The sequence below is a fragment of the Roseateles sp. genome (genome assembly GCF_965229315.1).
Lineage (GTDB): Bacteria > Pseudomonadota > Gammaproteobacteria > Burkholderiales > Burkholderiaceae_C > Pelomonas.
The window spans coordinates 2,335,818-2,361,677 of sequence record NZ_CBDDJA010000002.1; the positions used below are offsets into that span (position 1 = coordinate 2,335,818).

Sequence of the window (25,860 nt, forward strand, 5' to 3'; positions counted from 1 at the left end):
CGGCGCTTCCCAAGGCCTCGCCGGCCCGCAACACTCGCGGCGCCGGCAATCCCTGCCGCGGGAAGACCTGCCATGCATGCTGTCCACATCCACGCCGTCCTCGTCGCCGCCGCGCTGGTCGTGCCGTCGGCCAGCTTCGCCTGGGGCGATGAAGGCCACCAGGTGGTCGCCTCGTTGGCCTACAAGCGCCTGACGCCCAAGGCCAGGAAAGCCGTCGACGCCTTGCTCGCGAAGGACGCCGACAAGCTCACCGCCCCGGACTTCACCAGCCGCGCGACCTGGGCCGACAAGTACCGCGACGCCGACCGCAACACGACACAGGTGCATTACCGCGCCACGCGGAAATGGCATTTCGTCGACATCGAACTCGACGGCGGCACGCTGGACGACGCCTGCGATGGCCGCAAGCCGCTGCCGGACGGCGTCGCCGCCAGCCAAGGCCCTGCGAATGCCTGCGTCGTGGACAAGCTCGTGCAGTTCCGGAAGGAACTGACCAGCCCGGACACGTCCGTCGCCGAGAAGACGCTGGCGCTGAAGTTCGTGCTGCATCTGGTGGGCGACCTGCACCAGCCGCTGCATGCGGCCAACCACCAGGACAGCGGCGGCAACGGCGTGGCGGTCGAGATCGCGCCATCCAACCGCCACAGCAACCTGCACGCCTATTGGGACACCGACCTGGTGAAGAAGCTGGGCACGACCGTGCCCGTCGCCGCGGCCAGCGTGGCCAAGCTCATCACGCCGGCCAACGCCGCCAACTGGTCGGCCGGCGGCATCGACGACTGGGCGGCGGAGTCCAACGCCGACGCGAAGAAAGTGGCCTACAACTTCAGCGGCGAGAAGACCTTCGTCGACGATCACGACGGCGAAGGCGAGGTGCTCGATGCGACCTACGAGGCGCGCGCCCTGCCCGTCGCCCGCCGCGCGCTGGCCAAGGCGTCCGTGCGCCTGGCGAACCTGCTCAACGACGCCTTCAAGTAGGCCCCGCAGCGCCCGTCAGTGGCGCAGTGCGAGCTGCAACGCCTCGCCAGCGCGGCGGTAGCCCCAGGCCTCGTAGGCCACCACGCTGACGGCCGGCGCCAGCATGACGACAAGCAGGCAGACCGCCATCGACACGCCGGCCGCGGCCAGCAGCGGCGCGGTCGCCAGCACGGCCCCGGTCGGCGCCAGCAGCAGGCTGTGGAACCAGCGCCAGTCGCGGTACAGCACGCTGTAAAGCCAGTACAGCGCCAGCAGGTAGATGCCCACCGGCACGGCCAGCGACAGCACGACGGCCACCGTGCCGATGTGAGCCTTGTGCTCGATGGCCAGGCCCGCCACGTGCAGGCCCGCACCCGTGGCCGCAATGGCCGCGAAGACGATCATGCTGCCGTAGCCCCAGGTGAAGGAGCGCTCGCGGCGCGCATGCAGCACCTCGCCCGCCGGCACGAGGAAGTAGACCCACCACATGCCGAAGGTGAGGCCCATCCCCGCCACGGCGATGAGGACCGCGTCCACCGTCCAGCCCTGCACCTCGACGATGGCCGACAGCGAGGCCACCGTGCCGACGATGCCCTCGCCCAGCGCAATGATGGCCAGCAGGCTGTAGCGCTCGGCGATGTGGTGGGCGTGCCAGGGGGAGCCGCCGTGGCGCGTCTCGGCCAGGTACGGCCCGCCGAGTTCGATGGCCAGCAGCAGCACCGCGGCGATGGCAGCCTGTGCGGTCGTCAGCGGCAGCAACGCGGTCGCGATCCAGCCGATCTGCGCGATGCCGATGGTCCACACATAGGTGCGGCAGGTGGCCGCGCATTGCGGCGCCTGGCGGGCCGCGCGCAGCCAGTGGAACAGCATGGCCACGCGCATGACCACATAGCCGGCGACGACCACGCCGTTGTCGATGCCATGGTCGGAATCCAGCGAATGAAAGACCGCCGGCAGACCCAGGCCGATGACGGTCACGCCCACCATCTGCACCATCGTGACCAGCCGGTGCACCCAGTCGTCGGTGTCGAAGGCCGAGGCGAACCACGCGTAGTTGATCCACGCCCAGATCACCGCATACATCGAGAACACGAAGCCGCCGATCGCCGCGCCGACATGGCCCTCCGCCAGCAGATGCGCCAACTGGCTGGCCGCCTGGCCGATGGCGACGACGAAGACCAGGTCGAACAGCAGTTCCAGCGGCGTCGCGACACGGCCCTGCTCATGCGGGTCCCGGCCGAGCATGCGGCGCAGGCGGTGGGTCGGGATCGGGGTCGCGCCGGCTTCTTGGTGGGCTGGGCTCATGCTGCGGTCGTCGAGAGATTGGGGCGGTGCGAAGTATGGCGCCCTGCCCTGGCCTCCAGCAGCCGCGGCCAGCGGTCAGTCGATGGCGGGGTAGTCGCCCAGGCCGTCCGGCCACGGCGTCAGCACCTCGAAGCCGTCGGCCGTCACGGTCACCATGTGCTCGAACTGGGCTGACAGCGAGTGGTCGCGCGTCACCACCGTCCAGCCGTCGTTCAGCTCGCGGATGCCGGCCGCACCGGCGTTCAGCATGGGCTCGATCGTGAAGATCATGCCCTCCTCCAGCTTCAGGCCCTCGCCCGGGCGGCCGAAGTGGTTGACGTGCGGCGCGTCGTGATAGATGTCGCCGATGCCGTGGCCGCCGTACTCGCGCACGATGCTGAAGCCGGCCGCCTGCGCCACGGTCTGGATGGCGTGGCCCACATCGCCCAGCGTCGCGCCCGGGCGCACCTGGCGGATGCCGGCGCGCAGCGCCTCGTAAGTCGTGTTGACGAGCCGGCGCGCCAGCACATTGGCCTCGCCGACGATGAACATGCGGCTGCTGTCGCCGAACCAGCCGTCCTTGGTCAGCGTCACGTCCACGTTGACGATGTCGCCCTTCTTCAGGCGCTTGTCCTTGGACGGGATGCCGTGGCAGACCACGTGGTTGGGCGAGATGCAGGCCGTCTTCGGGTAGCCGTGGTAGCCGACGTTGGACGGGATGCACTTGAGCGTGTCGACGATGTAGTCGTGGCAGAGCTTGTCCAGTTCCTCGGTCGTCACGCCGGGCACCACGTGCGGCTTCAGCATGGCCAGCACCTCGGCGATCAGATGCCCCGCCTCACGCGCCCTGGCCACCTGCTCGGGTGTGCGCAGCTTGATGCTCTTCATGCCCGCGCTCCCTTGGCCTTGGGCTGCCGCGTCCAGCCGGCCAGGCGTGCCAGGTCCAGCCCGCCCTCCTGCTCGGCGCGGATCAGCAGTTGGCAGATCTCGCTGTGCGACAGCTGCGGATGCAGTTCGGCCAGCATGCCGATGCGCATCCAGTGCTCGGCCTGGGCGTTGATGGAGCGCGACAAGGCCTGGCTCGCAACGCGCAGGCTCTCGTGCATCGGATCGGAGATTTTGACGATTCCCATGCCGGGACTATATACGATTCGTATACGAAACGTATATCAACCGTTCCGCCGCACCACGGCCGCGTCGTAGATGCCCAGGAACTCCGCCGGCATGCGCCGCGGCCGGCCGCTGCTGATCTCGATGCACACCAGCGCCCAGCGGCCACGCACCAGCGTGGCGCCGTCGCTGGCGCGCTTGAGCTGGAAGCGCCGCTCCATCGTCAGCTTGCCATCGCTGGCGGTCAGCCAGGTGCCCAGCACCAGCGCCTCGCCTTCGAAGGACGGCAGCAGGTACTCGTAATGTCCCTCTCGAATCGCCATCGCGCGGTCCAGCCGGCGGTAGTCGGCGAGCGACAGGCCCAGCGCCTCGGAGTGCGCCCAGCCGGCCTGCTCGCACCACTGCACGTAGACGGCGTTGTTGGTGTGGCCCAGCCCGTCGATGTGCTCGGCGGCAGGCGCCAGCGCCAGCGTGAAGGGCGACGGATAGTCCCAGAGATCGATCACAACCAGCCCTCCTGCTCGGCCTTCAGGCCACGCGCCAGCATCGCATCGCGCAAAGCGACCAGCATCGGTGGCAGGCCAGCCTGCGCGAGCCGGGCCAGCGTGGCCCGGTCGTGAGTGCCCAGGGCCTGGGCGCGCGGGTGAGACAGCCGCGCCGGCTCCATCGCCTCGGGCTGCCAGGGCAGGTCGCGGTCGACCCAGGGCCGGGCCGCAGCGAGCGCAATCTCGATGCCGGCCGGGTCTGCGTCTGCGCTGATGGCCGCGGGCGCCGGGGCCAGCGCGAGCAGGCGGCCGACCGCAGCCGCCCAGGCCCGCGTCGGCCGGCCGGCCACCCAGACCAGCAGCGTGCCCGGCGCCAGTCGCGCCGCCTGCTTCTCGAAGCTGGCGCGGTTCTCGATCAGCCACCAGCGGGTGGGCGCAGTCTCGACGGCCAGCAGCGGCGCCAGCGCCTCGGCGGGCAGGGTGACGAAGGGCAGTGCGGCCAGGTCGAGCCGGCGCGCGCCGGGCCAGACGAGCGAGGCCGCGCCCGCCAGTGTCAGCGTGGGCGCGAAAGGGCCGATGCCCAGCGCCGGCAGGTCGAAGTGGCGTTCCAGCCAGGCCCATTCGCCCTCCCCCACCGCCTTGGTGTGGTCCAGGTGAAGCGCGAAGTCGCGCCGCAGCCCTTGCCGGCCGGCCGCCACCCAGGTGATCAGCGCCTGCAGCAGTGCGGCGCGTGCCTGGGCCGGCTTGACGGCCATGCGCGACTCGGCCAGGTCCTGCGCCGCCTCGCCCACCAACGCGTCGGCCATCAACGTGGCGAGCTGGTCGGCCAGCGCCTGGCGCTCGCCGTCCCGCTGGCCGCGCGTGGGCAGGCCCAAGGCGGCCTGCAAGGCCTCCAGCCCGACCCAGGCCACGCCGGCGCGCAGCCAGCGACCGCGCTCGAACTTCTCCTTCAGCGTGAACAGGCCGGCGGCGAGCGCCCTGTCGGCCAAGCGGTCGGCCAGCTCGATGCGCGCAGCGCCGGCCGCATCGAGCAGCGCCGTCCACGGCCGGCTGTCGGCGCTGCCGCGCAGCCAGTCGGCCAGCAGCTCGCGCTCGTCCACGTCCAGCGCAGGCAGGGTCGGCGGCCATACGGGTGCCTGCGCCGCCCGGTGGCGGCGCGAGCGGTCGGCGCTCAGCTCACGCGTACTCACTCTTCTCCGGCCTTCTCGCCAGCACCGCAATCGGCGGCGCCCAGCGTTCGCCGCGCGGCTTCTTGCTCGTCACCAGCGTGATCTCGCTGGGCTCGAAGACCTCCACGTTGTGCGTGATCGGGGTGGTGAGCAGGTACTGGGCGCGGGTGCTGCGCAGGAAGTGGCCGACGAGCTGGATGTTGCGCACGTCCAGGTGGGCAAAGGGCTCATCGATGAAGACGAAGCCGCCGGGCGTCTCGTCGTCCTTCATCAAACCCACCAGCAGGATCAGGCTCTTGAGCACCTGCTGGCCGCCCGAGGCCTCGCCGTCGTTCAGGCCCACCTCGCCCTTGCCGTCGAAGTTGAACTTGACCTGCAGGCCGGCCTGGGCCAGCACGGTGTCGTCGTTGTCCAGGTGGGGCAGCTGCGCCTCGGCGGCGACGCCGGCCAGCTCGCCCAGCTCGGCGACGTTCTTCTTGTAGCGGCGCACCGTGGCACGCAGCACGTCGATGTAGCGCTCGCGGGCGTTGCTGGCCGCGGTAGAGGCCAGCGCATTGCTGGCGCGGCGGTCGCTGAGCTGCACCTCCTCTTCACGCACCTGCATTTCCATGCGCAGGTGGCGGTCGATGACGGTGGCGTCCGTCTCCCAGACGCCTTTCTCCAGTTCCTGATCCACGTGGTGGACACGGAGGTCCGCCTGCTTGGCGTTCTCGAACTCATGGCGAAGCGCGGCCAGCGCGATGGCCGTGACCCAGCGTGGCGGAAACCGGGCTCCGGCCTCGCGCGAGGCCGCCGCTGCCGCGTGCAGCGTCTTGCGGCGCTCGGCGTGCTCGCGCCCGGTGCGGGCCTGGCGCTCCTCGCCTTCCTTCAGCTCCAGCTGCGCCCGCTCGTAGTTCTGCTCGTGCACGCCGGACGCCTTCAGCAGCCGGTTGTACTCGGCCTCGGTCGTGCTCCAGCGCGTGGCGGCTTCGGCCCGTGCCTGCGTCAGCACCGGCAGCCGCGCGCGTGCCTCGGCGAATTCGTCGGCACGCTCGGAGAGCTCCATGGCCGCCTTGTGGCCCTGGGCGGCGCGTTGCGCGTCCTTGAGCTGGCGCTCCACCTCGGCCTGTGCCTTGGCGATGCCGGTGAGTTCCTTGTCGACGCGGGCCAGCTCGCCCTCCAGCGATGCGCGGCGACCCGCCACCGCGTTGGCGCCGAACTGATGGTCGGACGCGGGAATGGCGACGCTGCGGCCGCCGCGGCCGTCGCGGTAGTAGGCGTCCGGCGTGATCCACTCGCCGCCAAGGCCCGAGCCTTCCTCGGTGCTGGCCACGCAGCGGATGCCGTCGAGCTGTCGCGCCAGCCACGTCGGCAGCGGCGCGCTGACCTTCAGCGCGGCCAGCAGCGAGCCGGGCCGGGCCTGCGGCACGGGCGCGGCGTCGGAGACGACGTAGTGGCGGTACTTCTGCCGGGCTGCAATGGCGAAGGCGCGCGCCTCGTCGCTGCGCTGCTTCAGCACGACGACCCAGCGCGAGCCGCGCAGCACGCCCTCGGCGGACTCGCGCCAGCGCTCGTCGGCGATGTCGATGCTGTCGGCCACGACGTGGTGGGCGATGCCTGCCTCGTCCAGCGCCTGGCGCAGCGGCCTGACCTCGGACGGCGGCGGCGGCAGGCGCTTGTCCTTCAAGTCGGACAGCAGGCCCTGCACGTGCACCAGCTTGTCGTTCCAGCGCGTGTAGTCGCCGCGCAGTCGGTCGCGCTCGGCGGCCAGGGCCTGGGTGCGGGCGGCCAGCGCGGCGGCGTCGGCCTCCACATCGGCCAGCGCACGCAACTCGTCCTCGCGCTTCACGGTGGCCTCCACCGGCTTCTCGGCATCGCGCGCCATGTCGAAGGCGGCGCGGGTTTCGCGCTTCTCGGCCTCCAGTTCGACCAGCCGCTTCTTCGCCGCCTCGTGGTCGGCAAACAGCTGGTGCAAGCCGGCACGCTTGGCGGACAGCGCCCGCGCATCGGCGGCGGCGAACAGCCGGGCGCGGTGCAGCTCGCGGCCCTCGCGCGCCAGGCGATCGCGCGCCTCGCTCCACTGCATGACCGGCAGCACCTCGGTGGCCAGCCGCTCGCGCTCGGCGATCTTCAGCTGCCACTGCCTGTAGTTGTTGACGCGGTTCGCCAGCTCGGACAGCTGCGCCTGCGTGCGCGCCAGCTCGCCCTCGGCGGCCTGGACTTCCTTGGCGAGCTGCTGCTGGTGGCTGCGCGCCTGTTCGTAGCGGTCCAGCACCTCCTGGTCGCCGAACACTTCGAAGACCAGGCGCAGCAGCTCCTTCGGGCTCAGCTCGCAGAGGCGGTCGGTCTGGCCCTGCTCCAGCGCCAGCACGCGGCCGATGGCGCGCGTCAGGCCGGCGGCCTCCAGTCGGCGGCGCCAGGCCTCGATGCCCAGCGAATCGCGTTCGCTCTTCTCGGCCAGCTGCTCGATCTCGACGGCGCCCTCCACGATCAGGTAGCGGCGCACCCAGTCGCCGCCCTGGCGCTCGATGCGGCAGGCCAGCGTGACCTGGTCGCTGTAGATCAGCGAGCTGGCGAAGGGCCGGCTGCTGTTCTGCCGGCCGCGCGGGCGGTTGTCCACCAACGCGCGCAGCCAGGCGGTCTCGGCGTTGGCGTGGCGGGCGTAGGTGCGGAACGTGCGGCCGCCCGAGCACTCCAGCCCGAGCAGCGTGCGCAGCGCGTCCAGCAGCGTGGTCTTGCCCGAGCCGTTGGGGCCGGCGATGGTGATGATGTTGCCGTCCAGCGGCAGCGTCACGCGCTGGCAGTAGTCCCAGTGCAGCAGTTCGAGGGTTTGGAGGTGGAACATCAGTCGTCGCTCGGCTCTTCTGGTTCCTGGCGGGCGGCCTGGAGGGCGGCCAGCGCGGGCGCGGCCACGGGGTCGGTGGCGCGGGCCAGCACGTCGGCCAGCGCACCGTCCAGGATGCGCGGCGCGAGCTGGTCGTAGTCCAGCAGCAGGTCCAGCAGCGGGCCTTCGGCGATGTCCTCGCCGCGGCGCGTGATGAAGCCGTGGCGCTCCAGAGCTTTCAGGTTGCCGTCCAGACGCACTTTCTTGCCGAGCTGGTCGCCGAAGTCGGCCAGCAGGCTGCGGTAGCTCAGCAGCGGCGACACGCTGGGGGCGCTGGGCAGCGGCTTGTCGGCGGCGAACATCTCGCCTTGCTGGTCGTCCGCCGCGTCCGCGCGGTTCAACTGGCGCTGGCGCTTGGGCAGGATGATCAGGCTCCACAGCACCACCAGCAGCGACACGCCGTCGCGCGGCAGCTCCAGGTTGTTGTTGGCCGCCAGGCCCGACTCGCCGAACACGGCGCTCTCGGCCGGCCGCTGCAGCGCGACGGCCACATGCTCGGCGTAGACGTTGTCCACCAGCTTCAGGCCCACGCCGGCCAGCCGCGCAGTGACGGCGGCCCACAGGTCGGCGTCGATCAGCGCGCGCTTGACCAGCGGGTGGGTGCGGGGCAGCCAGCGGCGGGCCAGCAATTGGGCCGCGAGGCTGGCAGCGTCGTCGAGGTTGGGATTCATCGTGCGGTCAGGCCGTCGTCATTCATCGGTGGAAGTCAGCTCACCCCGGCTCATCCAGGCGACGTGGGCGTCATCGATCTCGCCCTGCTCGGCGCTCCAGCGCACGCGCCAGGGCTGGCGGGCCATGTCGCCCGCCGCGCCTTTCAGGTGGTGCGCCTGCGGGTCGCCCAGCAGCGGCAGCAACTGCGCGCGGTAGGCGCTGGCGGCATAGCTGCCGCCCAGCACGGCGGGCGCCACGGGCTGGGTGCCCAGGCCCTCGGCTGTCCAGCCGTTGAGCAGCGCCTGCAGTGCGCCCAGCTCCGGCGGCAGGCTCAGCACCTCCAGCCGGCCATCGGGTGCCGCCTGGGCGGCGGGCAGGCCGGCGGCGTCGGCCGGCCTGGGGCGGTCGCGCTCGAACTCGGCCTCGGCGCCGTCCACCAGCTCCTGCGCCCCCACCAGCACGGGCTGCACGGTGGTGGCGAGTGCGTCGCCGAGCATCGCATCGAGATGCGGCACGCGCTGCAGCCACTGGCGCAGGTCGGTCGTCGTCACGCCGGTGGACCCCAGCGTCACGCGCTGGCGGTCGGCCTGCTGCAGCGCCCGGTTGAACTGGCTGGCCATCACCAGCAGGCTGGCCTGGGCGCTGGCGAGGTCGCGCGCCAGGCGCTCCAGGCGCGCGTGGCCGCTGGCCTGCGCCTGCTCGATGATGGCCTTGACGGCGTCGCTGGCACGGTCCACCAGCGTCATCGCGCGCTCGAAGCGCGCGTTGGCGCGGCGCAGCTCGAACTCGCTGCCGCTGGCCATGGCGTCGGCAAACTCCTCGCGCAGCCGGGCGAGCTGGGCCTGCAGCATGTTCAACTGCTGCGGCTGCAGCAGGCCCAGCTGGTGGGCACCGGCCACGCCGGCCAGCAGCGCGGCGAGGTCGTCGTCGGGGCTGGACTGGTCGGCTGTCAGCGGCTGCAACATGCCGACCACCGATTGCGCCAGCGGCGTGATCGCGTAGGTCTGCGTGGAGGCCTCCCAGTGCAGCAGGCCGGCGTCGCGCAGGCGCTTGAGCACGGTTTCCAGCGCGTCTTCGCGGACGTGGTGGAAATGGCGGTTCAGCTCGTCGCGCGCCAGCCGCGCAGCGGGCAGTGCCATCAGCTCCAGGAACACCCAAACCCGCAGCCGCACCCAGGCCGCCTCGCCGCCGAACAGCGCCCGCTGCGCCGCCAGCAGCGCGTCATGGCGGTCGAGCTGCCACCACAGCAGCGAATCCACCGGCCCGCCGCCGTCGCGGAAGAACTCGTCGGGCGAGCGCGGGTCGTCGGGCGGGGCGTGGCGAGGTTCAGACATGGGGCGCGGATTATCGTCGGCCATGTTCAATGGCTTTGAGCGCTGCCAGCGGCCGGCTTGAACCTCAAGCGGGCGACGCCGGCCTAAGCTGACGGCATCATGAAGCAACCCACCTTCTTCCTCTCCCACGGCGGCGGCCCCTGGCCGTTCATGGACGGCGACTACCGCCGCGCGCACGCCCGGCTGGAGGCCTCGCTGCAGGCGCTGCCGGCCACGTTGCCCGAGAAGCCCAAGGCCATCCTGATGATCTCGGCCCACTGGGAGGAAACCGCCTTCACCGTGATGACCTCGCCCGACCCCGGCATGCTGTACGACTACGGCGGCTTCCCCGCGCACACCTACGAGGTGGTCTACCCGGCGCCGGGCGACCCGGCACTCGCCGAGCGCGTGGTGGCGCTGATCGAGGCCGCCGGCCTGCCCGCGGCGCGCGACGCCCGGCGCGGCTACGACCACGGCGCGTTCTGCACGCTGGTGCCCATGTTCCCCGGCGCCGACGTGCCGGTCGTGCAGCTGTCGCTCAGGCGCGGCCTGGACCCGGCCGAGCACCTGGCCCTGGGCCGGGCGCTGGCGCCCTTGCGCGACGAAGGCGTGCTGATCCTCGGCAGCGGCTTCAGCTTCCACAACCTGCGCCTGTACGGCACGGCCGGTCGCGAACCGTCCGCCGCGTTCGACGGCTGGCTGCAATCGGTGCTGCCGCAACCGGAAGGCCGCGGCGCGCGCCTGCAAGGCTGGGCCCTGGCGCCCTCGGCCCGAATCGCCCACCCGCGCGAGGAGCATCTGCTGCCCTTGATGGTGGCCGCCGGCGCCGCCGAAACCGCCACCGCAAGCTGCACGTACCACGAAACCGACTTCATGGGCGGCGTCACGGCGTCCAGCTTCCGGTTTGACTGAAAGCTGGCAACAGGCCTTCAAAAGGCTGTCAGCTTTCTTTACATCACGCAGGAAGCCCAGTGCCCGGCGCTGCCATTGATTCAGCAAGCCATTGAATAAGAAGACATTTATTTGAACGGCCCGAGACTTGCTCATTGAGGCACGTGCCGCAGCGTCTGTCGCTGTTGCCGACAAATCCAGAAAGGACAACGCATGTCTCGCTTCAAGTCCACCCTGACAACGCTTGCGCTCATCTTCAGCGTCGCAAGCGCGATTGCCGCTCCGACCGTCCTCGTCGACCGAGGGTTGCCGACGGCCAATCTGAACAATGCCGCTGGGGCCAACCGCTCGAACGTCGCCTGGGTCGAAGGCGACTACACGAACCCGAACAGCGCCTACACGGTGCTGGGCGACAGCTTCACGAACACCAGCAGCCAGAGCTGGTCCATCACGACCATCCGGCTGTGGGCGGTCGGTGCCGTGTCGACGGCCAGCCTGCTGGGCGGCATCGAAGGCGGTTCGCTGGGGCAGGTGTCGACGGGCTTTTCGACAACGTCGGCCTTCTACGCGGACAGCAGCACCTATGAGGGCACCACCGGCAACCGCATCCTGATGACGCAGATCGACTTCGCGGTCAACATCCTGCTCGGTGCCGGCGAGACCTTCGACTTCTTCCTTGATGGCACGGGCGGCACTTACACGGTGCCGTTCATGCATGCCTCCAACGCCGCGCTGAGCGGCTCGGCGCAGGACGGGTCCAACGGCTTGATGCTGAGCGCCACGTTGACCGGCGGCTCGCTGAGCAACGTCGCGAGCTGGACGTCGTTGGGCAACGGCTGGGACAAGGCGTCGGACTTCAACGTCGTGGTCGTGGGCGAAGCCGCGGGCGAGCTGCCGGAACCGGCATCCATGGCCCTGGTCGGCGCCGCGCTCTTCGGCGTGGCCCTCAGCCGTCGCCGTCGCAGCTGAGCGCCAGCAGGCATCCACCTTTGCAAACACGCCCCGCGGGGCGTGTTTTTCATGGGCAGGCCAACATCGCCGCGGCAGCGACGCTCGGCCCGCCAAAGCGAAGACACTGGCGCCCCGTCACGACACGACTTGCCAGAAGAGGCCATGCCGACACCAGACGACTTGATCCGCGCGCTCACCGCCTGCCATCACCAGGGCACCCGCCTGCGCGCTGCCGACTGGGCACACGCCGTGCGCGATGAGGCTGATGCCTATGCCGTGCAGGACGGCGTTGCCACCGCCCTCGGCTGGCCGCTTGACCGCTGGAAATCGGGCGGTGCCAGCCCGCAGGGACCGTTCAGCCATTCGCCGGTGAACCCGGCGGTGGGCGGCCGGCTGCTCGGCGTCGAAGCCGAGATCGCGTTGCGCATCGGCCGACCCGTCACGCGCGACGAGGCACAGGGGCCGCTGCACGACGTCGTCGATGCGATGTGCGTCGCCATCGAATGCGTCGCCTCGCGCTGGGCCGAAGGCCTCGCCGCGCCGGACTTGCTGCGCATGGCCGACCTGCAGAGCAACGCCGGCCTGATGCTGGGAGACTGGCAGCCGTTCCAGGCGCTGGACTGGGCCCGGCTCGAATGGCGCTTCACGCTGCCGGGTCAGCCGGACATCGCGCGGCGCGGCGGCCATGCGTTGGCCGATCCCGCAGGCGTGCTGCCCGCGTGGCTGCGCCATGCGACGCGGCACGGCGCGACGGTGCCCGCCGGCACCGTCGTCACGACCGGCGCCTGGGGCGGCCTGCATGCCTTGGCCGAGGCACCGCAGGCGCGCGGCACGATGACGCTGGCCTTCGCCGGGCTGGGCGACTTCAGCGCCGCAGTACCGGGGTGAACAGCGCGACGAAGGCCGCCACGTTCATCACCACGGTCAGCCAGTAGATGCGGCGGAACGACGGCTTGACGCTCTTGTGCCGCAGCAGCCGCTGCGCCAGCAGCGCGCCGGGCCAGCCGCAGGCGAGCGACAGGCCGTGCAGCGTGCCCTCGGCCACGCGCCAGCCGCCGCGCCCGGCGGCGCGCTTGTCCAGCGCGTAGACGATGAAGGTCGCCATGCTCATGGCCGAATAGGCGCCCCACAGCGCATTGGGCAGCCCCCACAGCAGGTGGCAGGCCAGCACGAAGGCCGCGAAGGCAGGCACCAGCAGCAGCGCCCGGCTGCCGTCGCGCGGCCTGGGCCGCGGGGGCGCGGGCCTGGGCTCCAGGCTCTGCACGTCCAGCGCGCGGCGTTTGCCCTGCGCGTCACGGCCTTCGATGAAGCTCAGTCGCTCGCCGGCGAAAGGCCGCCGCGCGCGCAAGCCGAACGCCTTGATGTGGACGAACACCCGGTCGCCGCCGCCCTGCGGCGCGATGAAACCGTAGCCCTTGGCATCGTCCCATTGCGCCAGCGTGCCTTTGAGCCGGCTCATGGCGCCTGCTCCGCGAGGTGCGCCTGCAACGCCGCGATGGCACGGCGCATGACGGTGGCCAGCACCGCCATGCGCATGAATTGGTCGAGCATGACGTTTTTCTGAACAGTCCCGGCTTGGGAAGCCGGCTTATCAACCAATTGTGAAGCGCGACCGATGCCGTCACCGCAACCGGCACGACGACTTCCTGCACGGCAACGATGCCATCGTCAACGAACTGGACTTGGGGCGCCGGCCCACAGGCGCGCGCGCTTCACGGTCGGCTATCTATTGAGCCCGCCGCCACGAAAAAGCCCCGCAGGCCGTGGTGGCCTGCGGGGCTTTCTTGTATGCGCATATGCCGGCACAGGCCGGCCTTCAGCGATCAGCGGCCGAAGCCACCCTTGCGCGGGCCGGCGGGGCCACGGCGCTCGCCACCGAAGGCCGGGCGATCACCACCGCCACCGAAGCTGGGCTTGCCGCCGAAAGCGGGCTTGCCTGCGAAGGCCGGCTTGGCACCGGCACCTTCGAACGGGCGGTCGCCACGCGGCTGGAAGCTGCGCTCGTCGCGGGGCTGGAAGCCCCGGTCAGCGCGCGGCGCGAAACCACGGTCGTCACGCGGGGCAAAGCCACGCTCGTCGCCACGCGGCTGGAAGCCTTCCGGGCGCGGCTGGAAGCCACGGTCGTCACGCGGTGCGAAACCACGCGAATCGTCCCCACGCGGCGCGAAACCACGGTCCTGGCCGAACGGCTTGCCGCCGCCATGCTGCGGGCGGCCACCGTCTTCACGGCGGAAGGACTTGTTGCCGAAGCCGGGGCGGCCGCCACCGAAATGGCCACGCGGGCCGCGGTCGTCGAACGAACCTGCCGGGCGCGGCGGGAAGATGCGCGGCTCTTGCGTCTTGGGCTCCAGGCCCGCGATCTGCTGCACCGGAATCGTCTGCGTCGTGAACTGCTGGATGCGGCGGATCATGGACACGTCGTCACGCAGGCCCAGCGTGATCGCCAGGCCCTGGCGGCCGGCGCGGCCGGTGCGGCCGATGCGGTGGACATAGTCCTCTGCCTTCATCGGCAGGCCGTAGTTGATGACGTGGCTGATCGTCGGCACGTCGATGCCGCGGGCGGCAACGTCGGTGGCCACCAGCACGCGCACCTGCTTGCTGCGCAGGGCCTGCAGCACGCGGTTGCGCTTGCCCTGGGGCATCGCACCGTGCAGCGGGGCGACCGAATGGCCGATCTCGGCCAGGCGCTCGGCCAGCCAGTCGGCGTCACGCTGCGTGCTGGTGAAGACCACGGCCTGCTCCATCTCCGGCAGCGCCAGGATGGACTCGAGCAGCTGGTCCTTGTGGTGGGGGTTGTCGGCCCAGTGCAGGCGCTGCTCGATGTTCTCGTGCGTGTCGGTGTGGTTGGCCACCTCGATGCGCTCCGGGTCCTTCAACAGGTTCTGCGCCAGGCGGCCGACGTGGCCGGCGAACGTGGCGCTGAACATCACCGTCTGGCGCTCGGCCGGGGTGTTGCCGGCGATCATCGTGATGTCGTCGATGAAGCCCATGTCCAGCATGCGGTCGGCTTCGTCCAGCACCAGCATCTCGACATTGCCCAGCACGCACTTGCCGGAGTTGATGTGGTCGATCAGGCGGCCAGGGGTCGCGATCAGGATGTCCAGCGGGCCGGTCAGCTGGCGGATCTGCAGCGGGTAGGGCATGCCGCCCAGCACCGTCGCGACCTTCAGACCGGGGATGAAGCGGCCGTAGGTCTGTGCCGCCTTGGCGACCTGCATGGCCAGCTCACGGGTGGGCGCCAGCACCAGGATCTTGGGGCCGTAGATCTTGCCCTTCTCGCGACGCTTGCTGTCGTCGCCCCGCGCGGCCAGGATCTTTTCCAGCGCCGGCAGGATGAAGGCGGCCGTCTTGCCGGAGCCGGTGCGCGCCGAGACCATCAGGTCCTTGTTGGCGATGGCCGCGGGGATGGCGAGCGTTTGCACGTCGGTGGCGTTCTCGTAGCCGGAATCTTTCACGGCCTTCAGGACCACGTCGCTCAGGCCCAGGTTCTCGAAACTCATGTCGTTCTTTCAGTCAAAAGCCCGTCCATGCCGCCCGGAATGCTGTGAGGGCGGACACGCAGGCGCTGAACGGTTCATGCCGTTCAGCAGTCAAAGTCGCTGGGAGAAAGCTCGTGTCGGGCGGCTCGGGCTGCAGATTGCAGTCGGGTGCGGCACGGGGGAACAGTCAAAGCGACGGCTTCATCGCCGCCGACCGATCCACGAGGGGGTGTTCGAGAAGCCGCAAGGACTGCGGGCCGAACGAGGTCAGAGGAGACGTACGAAGCTCGGTGTGAACCGAGCGAAGCCGCGACTGTAGCACAGCTCAGGGTTTTCACCAAAATCACGGCGCTCAGCCGAACTGAACGGCTGGCAGCCAGCCGCGCAGGCTGTTGAAGAAGGCCAGGCCGTCGGCGCGGGCCAGGTCCTCGCGCATCAGCCGCGCCTCCCTGAGGCGCCCCTGCGCCAGCAGCTCCGCGCGCAGCACGCCGGGCAGCAGGCCGGCGGCCAGTGGCGGTGTCAGCCATTGGCCATCGAGCTGCAGCGCGAGATTGCCGAAGCTGCACTCGGTCAGCTCGCCCGCCTCGTTCCACAGCATCACGTCGAAGGCCTCGGCGGGCTTGTCGAACGCGTAGGCTTCGCGGCGAGTCGTCTTGTGGGCGAGGAACTCGGCGCCCGCGCCGCGCGTGGCGATGGCGCGCTCGGCCAGCGCCAGCCGCACCGGCTCGGGCACGGCGGTGAAGGCGGTCAGCGTGTGCGACAGGCGCCCCTCGCCATCACAGGTCAGCCGCAGCCGCCAGCTGCCCTCCGGTCGAGCCGACGCGACGGCCTGCAGGTAGACGCGCGCCTCAGCCGGCGAGAAGCGCAGGCCGAAGTGCCGTGCGGTGCGCTGCATGCGCGCCAGGTGCGCTTCAGCACGCAGGGCCACGCCGTCCTGCAGCCGAAGGGTCTCCAGCGCCTCGATGGGGGCCTCGGCCCGCGCCAGGAAGCGCGACTTGGCGCGCCACTCGGCGATCTCGGCCGCCGGCTCGCTGTCCAGCGTGATGGCGCTGCCGATGCCGCAGGTCAGCGCGCCTTCGCGGCACTCGACGGTGCGGATGGGGACGTTGAAGGTCGCGATGCCGCCCGGCTGTATCAACCCCAGCGCACCGCAATACCAGCCGCGTGCCATGGGCTCCAGCTCACGGATGACCTGCATCGCCCGCACCTTGGGTGCGCCGGTGACGGAGCCGCAGGGGAACAGCGCCGCGAACGCATCGGCCAGCGCGAGACCGGCGCGGCTGACTGCCGTGACGGTGGACGTCATCTGCCAGACCGTCGGCAGCGCATGAAGCTCGAACAGCCGCGGCACGCGCACCGTGCCCAGCTGCGCGACGCGGCTCAGGTCGTTGCGCAGCAGGTCCACGATCATCAGGTTCTCGGCGCGCTCCTTCTCGCTGGTGCGCAGGTGCTGCTGCGCCGCCTCGTCGTCGACGCGGTCGCGGCCGCGCGGGGCCGTGCCCTTCATCGGCTGGGCGGCGAGCAGCCAGCTGGCCTTGGCGCCGGGCACGGGGCGCCAGTCGAAGAAGAGCTCCGGCGACACGCTGGCCACGCCGGCCCCGGTCTGCTCATCCAGCAGGAACAGGCTGAAGCCCCCCGGCTGGCTGGCGTGCAGCGCCAGGAAGAGCTGTTCGATGTCGAGCACGCCGGCAGCGGCGCGCAGTCGCGTGGTGAGGTTGACCTGGTAGCAGTCCCCCGCGCGGATGTAGCCGCGGATGCGCTCGATGGCGGCCGTCGCGTCGGGCTGCGAGTCACGCCAGCCGAGGAAGCCGCTGTACGCGGGCGGCAGCTCCGGCCAGGGCTCGGGCGGACCGTCATAGACGGCGAACTCGGCCAAGGGGGCCACGGCTTCGTGCGTGGCCAGCACGGGGTCGAAGGCCGCGGCCGCCTCGTAGCGCAGGCCGCCCAGCACCCAGGCGCCGGCTCTGGCGGCGGCCTCGGCGTCGGCGATGACGCCGCGAACCTCGTCGGGCCGCGTCGCCCGCAGCCAGCGCGCGGGCGGTGTGGACCAGCCCCCGCGCAAGCGCTCGCCATCCTCGCGGGCCAGCGGATGACGGGGGAAGTCGAAGGCGGCGTGCAGCACGCGGCGGGTCAGCGGTGCCCGGCCGCCCGACACTGCTGACGCGCGCACTCGGCGGGCAGCGAACGCAGTGCGCGGGGTGGCCTCATGGCGTCACAGCGGCGTCAGTGCGGACAGCGGATCGCAGGCCTTGTCGTCGCCCACGTCGGGCCGAAAACACAGCGCATAGGCCTGGCCCTTGAGGACGCGGTCGACGGTGCTGCCGACCGGCACGCCCAGCCATTCGACGTGCAGGTCGGCCTCGGGGGAGTCCGCGCGCGGCGCGTCCACGAGGCGCACGCCGCAGCGTCCGGTCATGGACTTCATGCAGCGCAGGCTCAACTTGCGGTCGGCCAGCGTGTAGGCCAGCTCCCAGTCGCGGCGCGTGTCGGTGCTGCGCACGACTTTCTGTACCAGCCGCGGCGCGCTGGCCGCGGGCTCGACGGCCTGCCCGGCGCCGGCCAGCAGCAGCATGGACAGACCCAGCAGGGCGATACGCATCGTCATGCCAGGTTCAGGAAGGTGGTGCGGTAGTGCACGAGTTCGTCGATGGACTCGTGGATGTCGGCCAGCGCCGTGTGCGCCTGCGCTTTCTTGAAGCCCTCCAGCGCGGCCGGCTTCCAGCGCTTGGCCAGCTCCTTGAGCGTGGACACGTCCAGGTTGCGGTAGTGGAAGAAGCTTTCCAGCTCGGGCATGTAGTTGGCGAGGAAACGGCGGTCCTGGCAGATGCTGTTGCCGCACATCGGGCTCTTGCCCTTGGGCACGTAGTGCTTCAGGAACGCGATGGTCTGCGCGACGGCGTCGGCCTCGCTGATGGTGGAGGCCTTGACGCGGTCGATGAGGCCGCTGCGGCCATGGGTGCCCTTGTTCCAGGCGTCCATCGCGTCGAGCGTCGCGTCGCTCTGGTGCACGGCGAAGACCGGGCCTTCGACGCGCTTTTCAAGCAGCGGGTCGGTCACGACCACGGCGATCTCGATGATGCGGTCGGTGTCCGGATACAGGCCCGTCATCTCGAGGTCGATCCAGATCAAGTTGTTGTCGCTGATGGCAAGGGTGTCGGACATGGCGGGGCTCACTCGGGGAATGGGCAATTCTCGCAGCCTAAACTCAAGGCTTATGTCTCCCACGCTGTTGTCCCTTGCGTTTGCTCTTGCGCTCGCCGCCTCGACCTTCATCCAGTTCTGGCTGTCCTCGCGGCAGGTCCGCCATGTCGCCGCCCACCGCTGCCAGGTGCCGGCCGCCTTCGCCGGCAGCGTGACGCTGGCGGCCCACCAGAAGGCGGCGGACTACACCGTCGCGCGCTCGCGCCTGGGCCTGCTGGCGCTGGCCTTCAACGCCGCCGTGCTGCTGGGCTGGACGCTGCTGGGCGGGCTGAGCGCACTCAATGGCTGGGTGCTCGAAGCCAGCCAGGCCCTGCCCGCCGACTGGCAAGGCATGGGCTACCAGCTCGGCCTCGTCGCCGTCTTCGTGCTGATCGGCTCGCTGCTGGACCTGCCGTGGGACCTGTGGTCCACCTTTCGCATCGAACAGGCGTTCGGCTTCAACCGGACCACGCTGAAGCTGTATGTCGCCGACGCACTCAAGGGCCTGCTCGTCGGCGCGCTGCTGGGCCTGCCCATCCTGGCGCTGATCCTGTGGCTGATGGGCGCCGCCGGGCCACGCTGGTGGCTGTGGGCGTGGGGCGCGTGGATGGCGTTCAACCTGGCGGTCATGGTCATCTACCCGACCGTCATCGCGCCGCTGTTCAACAAGTTCGAGCCGCTGGCCGACACGCTGCTGAAGGAGCGCGTGGAGCGGCTGATGGCGCGCTGCGGCTTCGCGTCCAAGGGGCTGTTCGTCATGGACGGCAGCCGCCGCTCGGCGCACGGCAACGCCTACTTCAGCGGCTTCGGCCCGGCCAAGCGGGTGGTGTTCTTCGACACGCTGCTGGCCAAGCTCAACGGCAGCGAGGTGGAGGCCGTGCTGGCGCACGAGCTGGGCCATTTCAAGCATCGGCACATCACCAAGCGCATCGTGCTGATGTTCGCGCTGAGCCTCGCGGGCTTCGCGCTGCTGGGCTGGCTGGCGCAACAGCCGGCGTTCTACCTGGGCCTGGGGGTGCAGCCCAACCTCGACGCGCCCAACGACGCGCTGGCGCTGCTGCTCTTCATGCTCGCCGGCCCGGTGTTCGGCTTCTTCGTCACGCCGCTGGCCAGCCACTTCTCGCGCCGCGACGAGTTCCAGGCCGACGCCTACGCCCGCGCGAAGTCCAGCGGCGCCGACCTGTCATCCGCGTTGCTCAAGCTGCACGAGGACAATGCCGGCACGCTGACGCCGGACCCGGTCTACGCCCGCTTCTATTACTCGCACCCACCGGCCGCTGAGAGGCTTGCCGCACTCGCCTCATGAATGATTTGCTGCTGGCCCAATGTGACCCCAAGGCGCCGTTGATGGACGCCGACACGCGCACCCGCGTGCTGGCCCGGCTGCCCGGCTGGCAGGCCGATGCCGAGCACAAGGTGATCGGCCGCCGCTTCGGCTTCCAGAACTTCTACCAGACCATGGCCTTCGTCGATGCGGTCGCCGAGGTCGCGCATGCGCAGGACCACCACCCCGAGATGCTGGTGGGCTTCGACGCCTGCACCGTCAGCTTCTCCACGCATTCGCGCGGCGGGCTGACGCTGAACGACGCGATCTGCGCCGCCCAGGTGAGCGCGCTGCCGGAAGCGGCCGGCGGATGAGGGCCGAGCGCTGGGCCGCTCCCAAGCCGGCCCGCATCCCCGCGGGGGACCGGCCGATGTGCTCATCGACCGAGGGGCGCCAATGAGCAAGTTCCAGGGGCTGGACCTGGGCCTGGTGGTGCGCGGCCACGGCCGCCACTACATCGTCGAGGACACCGCGGGCCAGCGCCTGGTGTGCCACCCGCGCGGCAAGAAGAGCGAAGCGGTGGTCGGCGACCAGGTGCGTTTTGCGGAATCCGGCGACGAAGGCGTCATCGAAGCCGTCGAGCCGCGCCGCAACCTGCTGTTCCGCCAGGACGAGTGGAAGACCAAGAGCTTTGCCGCCAACGTGGACCAGCTGCTGGTGCTGGTGGCCGTGGAGCCCGTCTTCAGCGAGAGCCAGCTCGCCCGCTCGCTGATCGCGGCCGAGTCGGCCGGCATCCGCGCCGCCATCGCGCTGAACAAGACCGACCTGCCGGGCACCGATACCGCCCGCGAACGCCTGGCGCCGTACCGCGCGATGGGCCTGGCGATGTTCGAGGTCGCGCTCAAGGCCGACCGCGAGGGTTCGCGCGCCACGCTGCAGCCCTGGCTGGCCGGCCAGCGCACCTTTGTGATGGGCCCCAGCGGCACCGGCAAGAGCACACTGATCAACCTGCTCGTGAAGGACGCGCAGGCCCAGGTCGGCGAGATTTCTCAGGCGCTGAACTCCGGCCGCCACACGACGACGACGACGCAGTGGTACTGGACGGACGAGACCCGCCAGGCCGCGCTGATCGACTCGCCGGGCTTCCAGGAGTTCGGCCTGCGCCAGATCGACGCGGCCGACCTCTACAAGTTCATGCCGGACCTGCGCCAGCACGCGGACTGCCGCTTCCACAACTGCTCCCACACGCACGAGCCCGGCTGCGGCGTGCGCGCGGCGCTGGAGGCCGGGCAGATCAGCCCGCACCGCTACCGCATCTACGGCGAAATCCTCGAAGAACTGCAGCGCAAGAACTGGTGATGCGACCCACCCTGCTGACGATTTGCACGCTGGCCCTGCTGGCCGGCTGCGCCACCCGGCCACTGCCGCCACCCTCCGCCGAGGGCTGGCAGGCGATGCCCCTGCCGGGCAAGGCGCTGACGCGCTACGAATGGACCGAGAAGGACGGCCGCCCGGCGCTGGAGGCGCAGTCCGAACGCTCGGCCAGCCTGTGGCGCAAGACGCTGGTGCCGGCGCTGCCGCAGGTGGGCGAGGTGGGCTTCTCGTGGTGGGTGCAGCGGCTGATCCCCAACGCCAGCGTGGCCGACATCGACCATGACGATGCGGTCGCCCGCGTCATCTTCGGCTTCGACGGCGACACCGGCAAACTGCCGCTGCGCACGCGCATGAAGTTCGAGCTGGCGCAGACGCTGACGGGCGAGGCGCCGCCCTATGCGACGCTGATGTACGTCTGGGACAGCGCCCTGCCCATCGGCACCGTGGTCATCCACCCGCGCAGCGACCGGGTGCGCAAGATCGTCGTGGACTCGGGGCCTGCGGAACTGCGCCAATGGCGCGACCATCGCCGCAACCTGGCCGCCGACTTCCGGCTGGCGTTCGGCGAAGAGCCGGGACCGCTGAAGTCCATGGCCGTCATGACCGACAGCGACAACAACCGCGCCTCGGCCCACACCTGGTACGGGCCGGTGGAGCTGAAGTAGGGCCGTCAGCGCGGCTCGGGCGGCTGCAGCGACGGCGGCTTGGCAGCGGGCACCTCGCGGGCCTCGACGTCCACCACGTCGTCCGCCGCAGGGGTGCGGCGGCCGGCCCACGGGTTCTTGTTGACGCGGAATTGCAGGTTGGGCTTGCGTCCGGTCAGCAGGCTGTACAGCAGCAACGCCAGGAAGGCCAGCACGGCCACGAAGAACAGGCCGAGGCCGATGAGGGCACCGACCACCAGCATCACGAGCCGGAGCAGGAAACGAAACAGGCGCATGGCCTGATTCTGGCCCGAGTCAGCCGCGGCCGACAAAAGGCATGTCCCTCGCCATGACGGTCATGGCCTGCACATTGGCCGACAGCGGCAGCGAGGCCATGTAGACCACCGCACGGGCCACGTCCTGGACATCCATCGTCGGCTCCACGGCGATCTGGCCGTTGGCCTGGCGCACGCCCTGCTGCATGGGCGCGGCCATCTCGGTGGCGGCGTTGCCGATGTCGATCTGGCCGGCCGCAATGTCGAAGGCGCGGCCGTCCAGGCTCAGCGACTTGGTCAGCCCCGTGATGGCGTGCTTGGTGGACGTGTAGGGCGCCGAGTCGGGCCGCGGCGCGTGGGCCGAGATGGAGCCGTTGTTGATGATGCGGCCGCCGCGCGGCTGCTGCGCCTTCATCAGCGCGAATGCGGCGCGGGCGCACAGGAAGCTGCCGGTGAGGTTGGTGTCCACCACCGCGCGCCACTGCGCCACCGTCAGCTCGTCGATGGGCACCGGCGGCGCGGCGATGCCGGCGTTGTTGAACAGCAGGTCCAGCCGGCCATGCTGCTGGCGCAGCGCGGCGAAGGCGGCATCCACCTGCGCCTCGTCGGCGACGTCGGCGGGCAGGATGAGCGCATCGGCCAGGGTCTCGCGCAGCGCCGCCTCGCGCCGGCCCAGCAGCGCCAGCGTCCAGCCCTCGCGGGCGAGCGCGCGGGCCACGGCGCGGCCGATGCCCGAGCCGGCGCCGGTCACCAGGGCGATCTTCATGGCCGCAGCACCAGGCGATGCACGGCCGTGCCGGGCAGGAAGGGCAGCGCCTCGCCGGCCAGCCAGGCGTCGTGGTCGCTGCGGTAGAAGGGCGACAGCGGGTGGCCGCTCTGCCCGCCCGGGATGACGAGCAGGCCGCTTTCCTCGTGGCCTGGCGAGACGACCATGCGCTCGCTCTGGCCGTGGCCGTGGTTGTGCACGCGCGGCATGTGGCTGTCGCCGGCCATGCCTTGCGAGGCCTGGTCCAGCCAGCCGGACAGGAAGGGCACGGCCGCGCTCAGCGGGTGGCGCATGCGCGTCGGGTTGTCAGCCCCCCAGGTCGCGGCGGCCAGGCTGCCGTGACGGGCGAGCAGGTCCTTGCGGCTGTCGAGCACCGCGCCCTGCAGCAGCTCGGCCCAGCTCTTGAACGACGCCGGCAGCGTGTCGGGCCGCCCGGCCTGGATGAGCGCCCAGCCCGGCGTCTCGGGTTCGAGCTTGAGGTCGGCGAGCTTCAGGCCGTTGGCTTCCAGCAGGCCGGCCAGCGGCGCGAACAGGCGCTTCAGTGCCTGCTGGCGGAAGTTGCGCACCAGCAGGTAGCCCACCGAGTCGGGCCGCGCGGCATCGGCGCTTTGCTCCACCTCGGCGCGGTAGTCGGCCAGGCCGTTGGCGGCGACGAAGTCGGGCGTCAGCACCTGCGTCAGCAGCAGCTGGCGCCAGCGCTGCAGGAACAGCGCGCGGTGGTCGAGCTGGATGGCGTGCAGGCCGGCCTCGTCGAACGTCTGCTGCGCGCGCAGGCCGTCGCGGATCTGCTGGGCGCGTGCGCCGAGGTCATAGCCGCCGTCGCCCAGCAGCTTCAGCGCGGCGCCGCCCACCATGCGGGCATTGGCCGTCCACAGCCGGCCGTCGGGCGGGTCGACGATGTGCGGCTGCTCGCTCGCCGGCAGATAGCCCTGCCAGCGCGAGCGGCCGTCGCTCCAGTCCTGCGGACGGTCGATGTCCCCGCTGTCGACGCGCCGCGGCATCGCGCCGATGACGGTCCAGGCGATGCGGCCACTGGCATCCGCCAGCATCAGGTTCTGTGCCGGGATGCCGGCGCCCGCGGCGAGCTGCACGGCCTCGTCGACGTTGGCCGCCGTTTCCATGTGCAGCAGGCGCAGGTTCATGCCCTCGGGGTCGTGCGCGACCCAGCGCAGCGCGTAGGCCCGGCCTGCCGGTGCCTTCTGAGGCAACACGGGACCCCACTCGCTCTCCAGCACGACGTGTTCGACGGCAGGTTCACCGGCAATCTCGATGCGCTCCACGCTGCGCGTCAGCGGTTTCTCGGCGCCGCCTGCCAGGTAATGCGTGCCGGCCGCATTGAGCTTGAGCGCGACGACGTCCGCCCAGTCCGACGTGGTGTTCGTGAAGCCCCAGGCCACATGTCCGTTGCTGCCGACGACCAGCAACGGCGCGCCGGGCAGCGTGGCGCCGGCGATGTCGTGCGCCCCGGCGGCGTCCTTCCAGATCATGCGCGCCTTGAACCAGGTGCCGGGCACGCGCAGGTCCAGGTGCATGTCGTCGGCCAGGATGGCACGGCCCTGCGCGCCGTGGGCTGCCGAGACGGCGAAGTTGTTGCTGCCGATGCTGCGCCCGTCGCGCAGCGTGCAATCGACGCAGGCCACCTGGGCGGCACGCAGCGCGCCGGGCAGCGGGCCGGCCGGCAGCGGCACCGCGGCCATGCGGCTGTCGTCCATCGCGGCCTGCCAGTCGGGGCTGTGCTGGGTCAGGAAGGCGTACCAGTCGGCCGGCACGGCGTCGTGCAGCAGGCCGGTGGCGATGTCGTCACGGCCCTGCGAGCCTTGCAGGTCCAGGTACATGCCGTAGGCGACGAGCACAGTGTCGGTCGCGGCCCAGGGCCTGGGCTGCTGGCGCAGCAGCAGGTACTCGGGCGGGCGGCTGGACAGCGCGGCCAGGCCGGCGTTGACGCCCACCACGTAGGCATCCAGCAGCGCGCGCTCATCCGCCGGCATCGCGGCCAGCGCGGCACCGGCGCGGTGGCGGAAGCGGTGCACGCGGCGCGCCTTGTCCAGCGGCAACGCCTTGCCGCCCACCAGCGCCGACAGCTCGCCGGCCGCGTTGCGGCGCATCAGGTCCATCTGGAAGAAGCGCTCCTGCGCATGCACGAAGCCCAGCGCGCGTGCGGCGTCCAGGCGACTCTCCGCGGTGATGGTCAGGTAGCCGCGCGCGTCGCGCTGCAACTCGGCCGGCGCGCTGAACTCGGGCACGGCGCGCTCACCGTCGAGCTGCGCGAGGCTGCCGCGCAGCGCCAGCCACAGCGCGAGCGCGAGCAAGAGAAGGAGCAGCAGCAGGCCGCCCAGGATGCGCTTGAACCATGTCGCCATCAGAAGGCCCCCGGGTAGCTGCCGCCGTCGAGCAGGATGTTCTGGCCGGTCAGGTAGCCGGCGTGGGTGCTGCACAGCATGGCGCAGATCGCGCCGAACTCGGCCGCGGTGCCGAAGCGCTGGGCGGGGATGGACGCGCGCCGCCTGGCCGCCACCTCGTCCACGCTGGCACCGCTTTTGGCGGCGCCGGCGGCCAGGGTTTTCTGCAACCGGTCGGTGTCGAAGGCGCCGGGCAGCAGGTTGTTGATCGTCACGTTGGCGCCCGCCAGACGCGGCTGGCGCGCCACGCCCGCGACGAAGCCGGTCAGCCCGGAACGCGCGCCGTTGGACAGCCCCAGCACGTCGATGGGCGCCTTCACGGCACCCGACGTGATGTTGACGATGCGCCCGAAGCCGCGTGCCGCCATGCCGTCCACGGTCGCCTTGATGAGCTCGATGGGTGCGAGCATGTTGGCGTCCAGCGCGGCGATCCACGCGTCGCGGTCCCAGTCGCGGAAGTCGCCGGGCGGCGGGCCGCCGGCGTTGTTGACGAGGATGTCCACCTGCGGGCACGCAGCCAGCGCCGCCGCCCGGCCCTCGGGCGTGGCGATGTCACCGATGACGGCAAGCACGTCGGCCGCCGGGTTCATGGCCTTCAGCGCCGCGGCGGTGGCCAGCAGGTCGGCCTCGCCCCGCGCCGTGATGACGACGTTGGCGCCCTCGCCCACCAGCGCCTCGGCGCAGCCGCGGCCCAAGCCCTTGCTCGCCGCGCAGACCAGCGCCCAGCGGCCTTTCAATCCCAGATCCATCTCTGCTCCTTGCACCACTGCGGCCGTGCGCAGCACGCTGCATCATCGCGCGAGTG

The 25,860-nt window shown here is 70.9% G+C and carries 25 protein-coding genes; 8 read left to right on the forward strand and 17 right to left on the reverse strand.

Features of this window, described 5'->3' with window-relative positions:
- Nucleotides 1-72: 72 nt before the first annotated feature.
- Nucleotides 73-978 (forward strand): S1/P1 nuclease, encoded by a 906-nt coding sequence (locus ACO07H_RS15710; protein WP_422015767.1) that lies wholly within the window; start codon nucleotides 73-75, stop codon nucleotides 976-978.
- 15 nt (nucleotides 979-993) lie between these two features.
- Here the strand turns inward: ACO07H_RS15710 and ACO07H_RS15715 are convergent, their stop codons facing one another.
- The 8 genes from ACO07H_RS15715 to ACO07H_RS15750 all read right to left on the reverse strand — a co-directional run bounded on the left by ACO07H_RS15715 (nucleotide 994) and on the right by ACO07H_RS15750 (nucleotide 9,853).
- The gene (locus ACO07H_RS15715; protein WP_422015768.1) at nucleotides 994-2,262 is read right to left on the reverse strand and encodes a low temperature requirement protein A; all 1,269 of its coding nucleotides are present in this window, start codon (nucleotides 2,260-2,262) and stop codon (nucleotides 994-996) included.
- Nucleotides 2,263-2,337: 75 nt separating this feature from the next.
- Nucleotides 2,338-3,129 carry a type I methionyl aminopeptidase gene (gene map, locus ACO07H_RS15720; protein WP_422015770.1) on the reverse strand — a complete coding sequence of 264 codons (792 nt, stop codon included), beginning with the start codon at nucleotides 3,127-3,129 and terminating at the stop codon, nucleotides 2,338-2,340.
- A complete protein-coding gene (locus ACO07H_RS15725) occupies nucleotides 3,126-3,374 on the reverse strand; it encodes a ParD-like family protein (protein ID WP_422015772.1) in 249 nt (82 codons plus the stop codon). The genes map and ACO07H_RS15725 overlap by 4 nt, the downstream gene beginning before the upstream one ends.
- Before the next feature lie 36 nt (nucleotides 3,375-3,410).
- Nucleotides 3,411-3,857, reverse strand: a complete 447-nt coding sequence (locus ACO07H_RS15730) for an acyl-CoA thioesterase (protein WP_422015774.1) — start codon at nucleotides 3,855-3,857, stop codon at nucleotides 3,411-3,413.
- Nucleotides 3,854-5,026 (reverse strand): hypothetical protein, encoded by a 1,173-nt coding sequence (locus tag ACO07H_RS15735; protein ID WP_422015776.1) that lies wholly within the window; start codon nucleotides 5,024-5,026, stop codon nucleotides 3,854-3,856. The genes ACO07H_RS15730 and ACO07H_RS15735 overlap by 4 nt, the downstream gene beginning before the upstream one ends.
- A complete protein-coding gene (locus ACO07H_RS15740) occupies nucleotides 5,013-7,829 on the reverse strand; it encodes an ATP-binding protein (RefSeq protein ID WP_422015778.1) in 2,817 nt (938 codons plus the stop codon). Before ACO07H_RS15740 ends, ACO07H_RS15735 begins: the two co-directional genes overlap by 14 nt.
- A complete protein-coding gene (locus ACO07H_RS15745) occupies nucleotides 7,829-8,539 on the reverse strand; it encodes a hypothetical protein (protein ID WP_422015780.1) in 711 nt (236 codons plus the stop codon). Before ACO07H_RS15745 ends, ACO07H_RS15740 begins: the two co-directional genes overlap by 1 nt.
- A gap of 18 nt (nucleotides 8,540-8,557) precedes the next feature.
- Nucleotides 8,558-9,853, reverse strand: coding sequence for a hypothetical protein (locus tag ACO07H_RS15750; RefSeq protein WP_422015782.1), 1,296 nt, complete (start codon nucleotides 9,851-9,853; stop codon nucleotides 8,558-8,560).
- A 99-nt stretch (nucleotides 9,854-9,952) separates the two neighbouring features.
- On the opposite strand from ACO07H_RS15750, the gene ACO07H_RS15755 reads away from it, so the two are divergent.
- The 3 genes from ACO07H_RS15755 to ACO07H_RS15765 all read left to right on the forward strand — a co-directional run bounded on the left by ACO07H_RS15755 (nucleotide 9,953) and on the right by ACO07H_RS15765 (nucleotide 12,562).
- Nucleotides 9,953-10,744 (forward strand): DODA-type extradiol aromatic ring-opening family dioxygenase, encoded by a 792-nt coding sequence (locus ACO07H_RS15755; protein WP_422015783.1) that lies wholly within the window; start codon nucleotides 9,953-9,955, stop codon nucleotides 10,742-10,744.
- A 192-nt stretch (nucleotides 10,745-10,936) separates the two neighbouring features.
- Nucleotides 10,937-11,692: a PEP-CTERM sorting domain-containing protein gene (locus ACO07H_RS15760; protein ID WP_422015785.1), complete on the forward strand. Its 756-nt coding sequence runs from the start codon at nucleotides 10,937-10,939 to the stop codon at nucleotides 11,690-11,692.
- Between the two features lie 144 nt (nucleotides 11,693-11,836).
- Complete coding sequence (locus tag ACO07H_RS15765) at nucleotides 11,837-12,562, forward strand: fumarylacetoacetate hydrolase family protein (RefSeq protein WP_422015787.1); 726 nt, start codon at nucleotides 11,837-11,839, stop codon at nucleotides 12,560-12,562.
- Here ACO07H_RS15765 and ACO07H_RS15770 read toward each other — a convergent pair.
- From ACO07H_RS15770 to orn, 5 genes are all read right to left on the reverse strand, one after another.
- The gene (locus ACO07H_RS15770) at nucleotides 12,540-13,133 is read right to left on the reverse strand and encodes a DUF1294 domain-containing protein (protein WP_422015789.1); all 594 of its coding nucleotides are present in this window, start codon (nucleotides 13,131-13,133) and stop codon (nucleotides 12,540-12,542) included. The two genes, ACO07H_RS15765 and ACO07H_RS15770, sit on opposite strands and share 23 nt — an antisense overlap.
- Nucleotides 13,134-13,497: 364 nt before the next feature.
- Entirely contained in the window at nucleotides 13,498-15,174 is a 1,677-nt protein-coding gene (locus ACO07H_RS15775) for a DEAD/DEAH box helicase (protein WP_422015791.1), read from the reverse strand.
- A 331-nt stretch (nucleotides 15,175-15,505) separates the two neighbouring features.
- On the reverse strand, nucleotides 15,506-17,323 hold the full coding sequence (locus tag ACO07H_RS15780) for a chorismate-binding protein (RefSeq protein WP_422015793.1): 1,818 nt from the start codon (nucleotides 17,321-17,323) through the stop codon (nucleotides 15,506-15,508).
- Between the two features lie 42 nt (nucleotides 17,324-17,365).
- The gene (locus tag ACO07H_RS15785) at nucleotides 17,366-17,758 is read right to left on the reverse strand and encodes a hypothetical protein (RefSeq protein WP_422015795.1); all 393 of its coding nucleotides are present in this window, start codon (nucleotides 17,756-17,758) and stop codon (nucleotides 17,366-17,368) included.
- Nucleotides 17,755-18,315 carry an oligoribonuclease gene (gene orn / locus ACO07H_RS15790; RefSeq protein WP_422015797.1) on the reverse strand — a complete coding sequence of 187 codons (561 nt, stop codon included), beginning with the start codon at nucleotides 18,313-18,315 and terminating at the stop codon, nucleotides 17,755-17,757. The genes ACO07H_RS15785 and orn overlap by 4 nt, the downstream gene beginning before the upstream one ends.
- A gap of 52 nt (nucleotides 18,316-18,367) precedes the next feature.
- On the opposite strand from orn, the gene ACO07H_RS15795 reads away from it, so the two are divergent.
- The 4 genes from ACO07H_RS15795 to ACO07H_RS15810 all read left to right on the forward strand — a co-directional run bounded on the left by ACO07H_RS15795 (nucleotide 18,368) and on the right by ACO07H_RS15810 (nucleotide 21,636).
- Nucleotides 18,368-19,639 carry a M48 family metallopeptidase gene (locus ACO07H_RS15795; protein WP_422015799.1) on the forward strand — a complete coding sequence of 424 codons (1,272 nt, stop codon included), beginning with the start codon at nucleotides 18,368-18,370 and terminating at the stop codon, nucleotides 19,637-19,639.
- Nucleotides 19,636-19,971 (forward strand): 4a-hydroxytetrahydrobiopterin dehydratase, encoded by a 336-nt coding sequence (locus ACO07H_RS15800; protein ID WP_422015801.1) that lies wholly within the window; start codon nucleotides 19,636-19,638, stop codon nucleotides 19,969-19,971. Before ACO07H_RS15795 ends, ACO07H_RS15800 begins: the two co-directional genes overlap by 4 nt.
- A gap of 82 nt (nucleotides 19,972-20,053) precedes the next feature.
- The gene (gene rsgA, locus ACO07H_RS15805; RefSeq protein ID WP_422015803.1) at nucleotides 20,054-20,956 is read left to right on the forward strand and encodes a ribosome small subunit-dependent GTPase A; all 903 of its coding nucleotides are present in this window, start codon (nucleotides 20,054-20,056) and stop codon (nucleotides 20,954-20,956) included.
- Nucleotides 20,956-21,636 (forward strand): DUF3047 domain-containing protein, encoded by a 681-nt coding sequence (locus ACO07H_RS15810; RefSeq protein WP_422015805.1) that lies wholly within the window; start codon nucleotides 20,956-20,958, stop codon nucleotides 21,634-21,636. The genes rsgA and ACO07H_RS15810 overlap by 1 nt, the downstream gene beginning before the upstream one ends.
- 5 nt (nucleotides 21,637-21,641) lie before the next feature.
- On the opposite strand, the gene ACO07H_RS15815 is transcribed toward ACO07H_RS15810, so the two are convergent.
- The 4 genes from ACO07H_RS15815 to ACO07H_RS15830 are packed head-to-tail and all read right to left on the reverse strand — an operon-like array spanning nucleotide 21,642 to nucleotide 25,804.
- Nucleotides 21,642-21,911 carry a hypothetical protein gene (locus ACO07H_RS15815; RefSeq protein ID WP_422015807.1) on the reverse strand — a complete coding sequence of 90 codons (270 nt, stop codon included), beginning with the start codon at nucleotides 21,909-21,911 and terminating at the stop codon, nucleotides 21,642-21,644.
- A gap of 19 nt (nucleotides 21,912-21,930) precedes the next feature.
- Nucleotides 21,931-22,656, reverse strand: coding sequence for an SDR family oxidoreductase (locus ACO07H_RS15820; RefSeq protein WP_422015809.1), 726 nt, complete (start codon nucleotides 22,654-22,656; stop codon nucleotides 21,931-21,933).
- Complete coding sequence (locus tag ACO07H_RS15825; protein WP_422015811.1) at nucleotides 22,653-25,016, reverse strand: penicillin acylase family protein; 2,364 nt, start codon at nucleotides 25,014-25,016, stop codon at nucleotides 22,653-22,655. The genes ACO07H_RS15820 and ACO07H_RS15825 overlap by 4 nt, the downstream gene beginning before the upstream one ends.
- Nucleotides 25,016-25,804 carry an SDR family oxidoreductase gene (locus ACO07H_RS15830; RefSeq protein ID WP_422015813.1) on the reverse strand — a complete coding sequence of 263 codons (789 nt, stop codon included), beginning with the start codon at nucleotides 25,802-25,804 and terminating at the stop codon, nucleotides 25,016-25,018. Before ACO07H_RS15830 ends, ACO07H_RS15825 begins: the two co-directional genes overlap by 1 nt.
- Between the last annotated feature and the right edge of the window lie 56 nt (nucleotides 25,805-25,860).

What these genes read in the sequence shown, in the direction of transcription:
- ACO07H_RS15770 (WP_422015789.1), bottom strand. Translation starts at nt 13,133, where the DNA reads ATGAGCCGGCTCAAAGGCACGCTGGCGCAATGGGACGATGCCAAGGGC.
- map (WP_422015770.1), bottom strand. Translation starts at nt 3,129, where the DNA reads ATGAAGAGCATCAAGCTGCGCACACCCGAGCAGGTGGCCAGGGCGCGT.
- ACO07H_RS15785 (WP_422015795.1), bottom strand. Translation starts at nt 17,758, where the DNA reads ATGACGATGCGTATCGCCCTGCTGGGTCTGTCCATGCTGCTGCTGGCC.
- ACO07H_RS15765 (WP_422015787.1), top strand. Translation starts at nt 11,837, where the DNA reads ATGCCGACACCAGACGACTTGATCCGCGCGCTCACCGCCTGCCATCAC.
- orn (WP_422015797.1), bottom strand. Translation starts at nt 18,315, where the DNA reads ATGTCCGACACCCTTGCCATCAGCGACAACAACTTGATCTGGATCGAC.
- ACO07H_RS15810 (WP_422015805.1), top strand. Translation starts at nt 20,956, where the DNA reads ATGCGACCCACCCTGCTGACGATTTGCACGCTGGCCCTGCTGGCCGGC.
- ACO07H_RS15825 (WP_422015811.1), bottom strand. Translation starts at nt 25,016, where the DNA reads ATGGCGACATGGTTCAAGCGCATCCTGGGCGGCCTGCTGCTGCTCCTT.
- ACO07H_RS15755 (WP_422015783.1), top strand. Translation starts at nt 9,953, where the DNA reads ATGAAGCAACCCACCTTCTTCCTCTCCCACGGCGGCGGCCCCTGGCCG.
- ACO07H_RS15800 (WP_422015801.1), top strand. Translation starts at nt 19,636, where the DNA reads ATGAATGATTTGCTGCTGGCCCAATGTGACCCCAAGGCGCCGTTGATG.
- ACO07H_RS15715 (WP_422015768.1), bottom strand. Translation starts at nt 2,262, where the DNA reads ATGAGCCCAGCCCACCAAGAAGCCGGCGCGACCCCGATCCCGACCCAC.
- ACO07H_RS15725 (WP_422015772.1), bottom strand. Translation starts at nt 3,374, where the DNA reads ATGGGAATCGTCAAAATCTCCGATCCGATGCACGAGAGCCTGCGCGTT.
- ACO07H_RS15830 (WP_422015813.1), bottom strand. Translation starts at nt 25,804, where the DNA reads ATGGATCTGGGATTGAAAGGCCGCTGGGCGCTGGTCTGCGCGGCGAGC.
- ACO07H_RS15775 (WP_422015791.1), bottom strand. Translation starts at nt 15,174, where the DNA reads ATGAGTTTCGAGAACCTGGGCCTGAGCGACGTGGTCCTGAAGGCCGTG.
- ACO07H_RS15820 (WP_422015809.1), bottom strand. Translation starts at nt 22,656, where the DNA reads ATGAAGATCGCCCTGGTGACCGGCGCCGGCTCGGGCATCGGCCGCGCC.
- ACO07H_RS15760 (WP_422015785.1), top strand. Translation starts at nt 10,937, where the DNA reads ATGTCTCGCTTCAAGTCCACCCTGACAACGCTTGCGCTCATCTTCAGC.
- ACO07H_RS15795 (WP_422015799.1), top strand. Translation starts at nt 18,368, where the DNA reads ATGTCTCCCACGCTGTTGTCCCTTGCGTTTGCTCTTGCGCTCGCCGCC.
- ACO07H_RS15815 (WP_422015807.1), bottom strand. Translation starts at nt 21,911, where the DNA reads ATGCGCCTGTTTCGTTTCCTGCTCCGGCTCGTGATGCTGGTGGTCGGT.
- ACO07H_RS15750 (WP_422015782.1), bottom strand. Translation starts at nt 9,853, where the DNA reads ATGTCTGAACCTCGCCACGCCCCGCCCGACGACCCGCGCTCGCCCGAC.
- ACO07H_RS15745 (WP_422015780.1), bottom strand. Translation starts at nt 8,539, where the DNA reads ATGAATCCCAACCTCGACGACGCTGCCAGCCTCGCGGCCCAATTGCTG.
- rsgA (WP_422015803.1), top strand. Translation starts at nt 20,054, where the DNA reads ATGAGCAAGTTCCAGGGGCTGGACCTGGGCCTGGTGGTGCGCGGCCAC.
- ACO07H_RS15740 (WP_422015778.1), bottom strand. Translation starts at nt 7,829, where the DNA reads ATGTTCCACCTCCAAACCCTCGAACTGCTGCACTGGGACTACTGCCAG.
- ACO07H_RS15710 (WP_422015767.1), top strand. Translation starts at nt 73, where the DNA reads ATGCATGCTGTCCACATCCACGCCGTCCTCGTCGCCGCCGCGCTGGTC.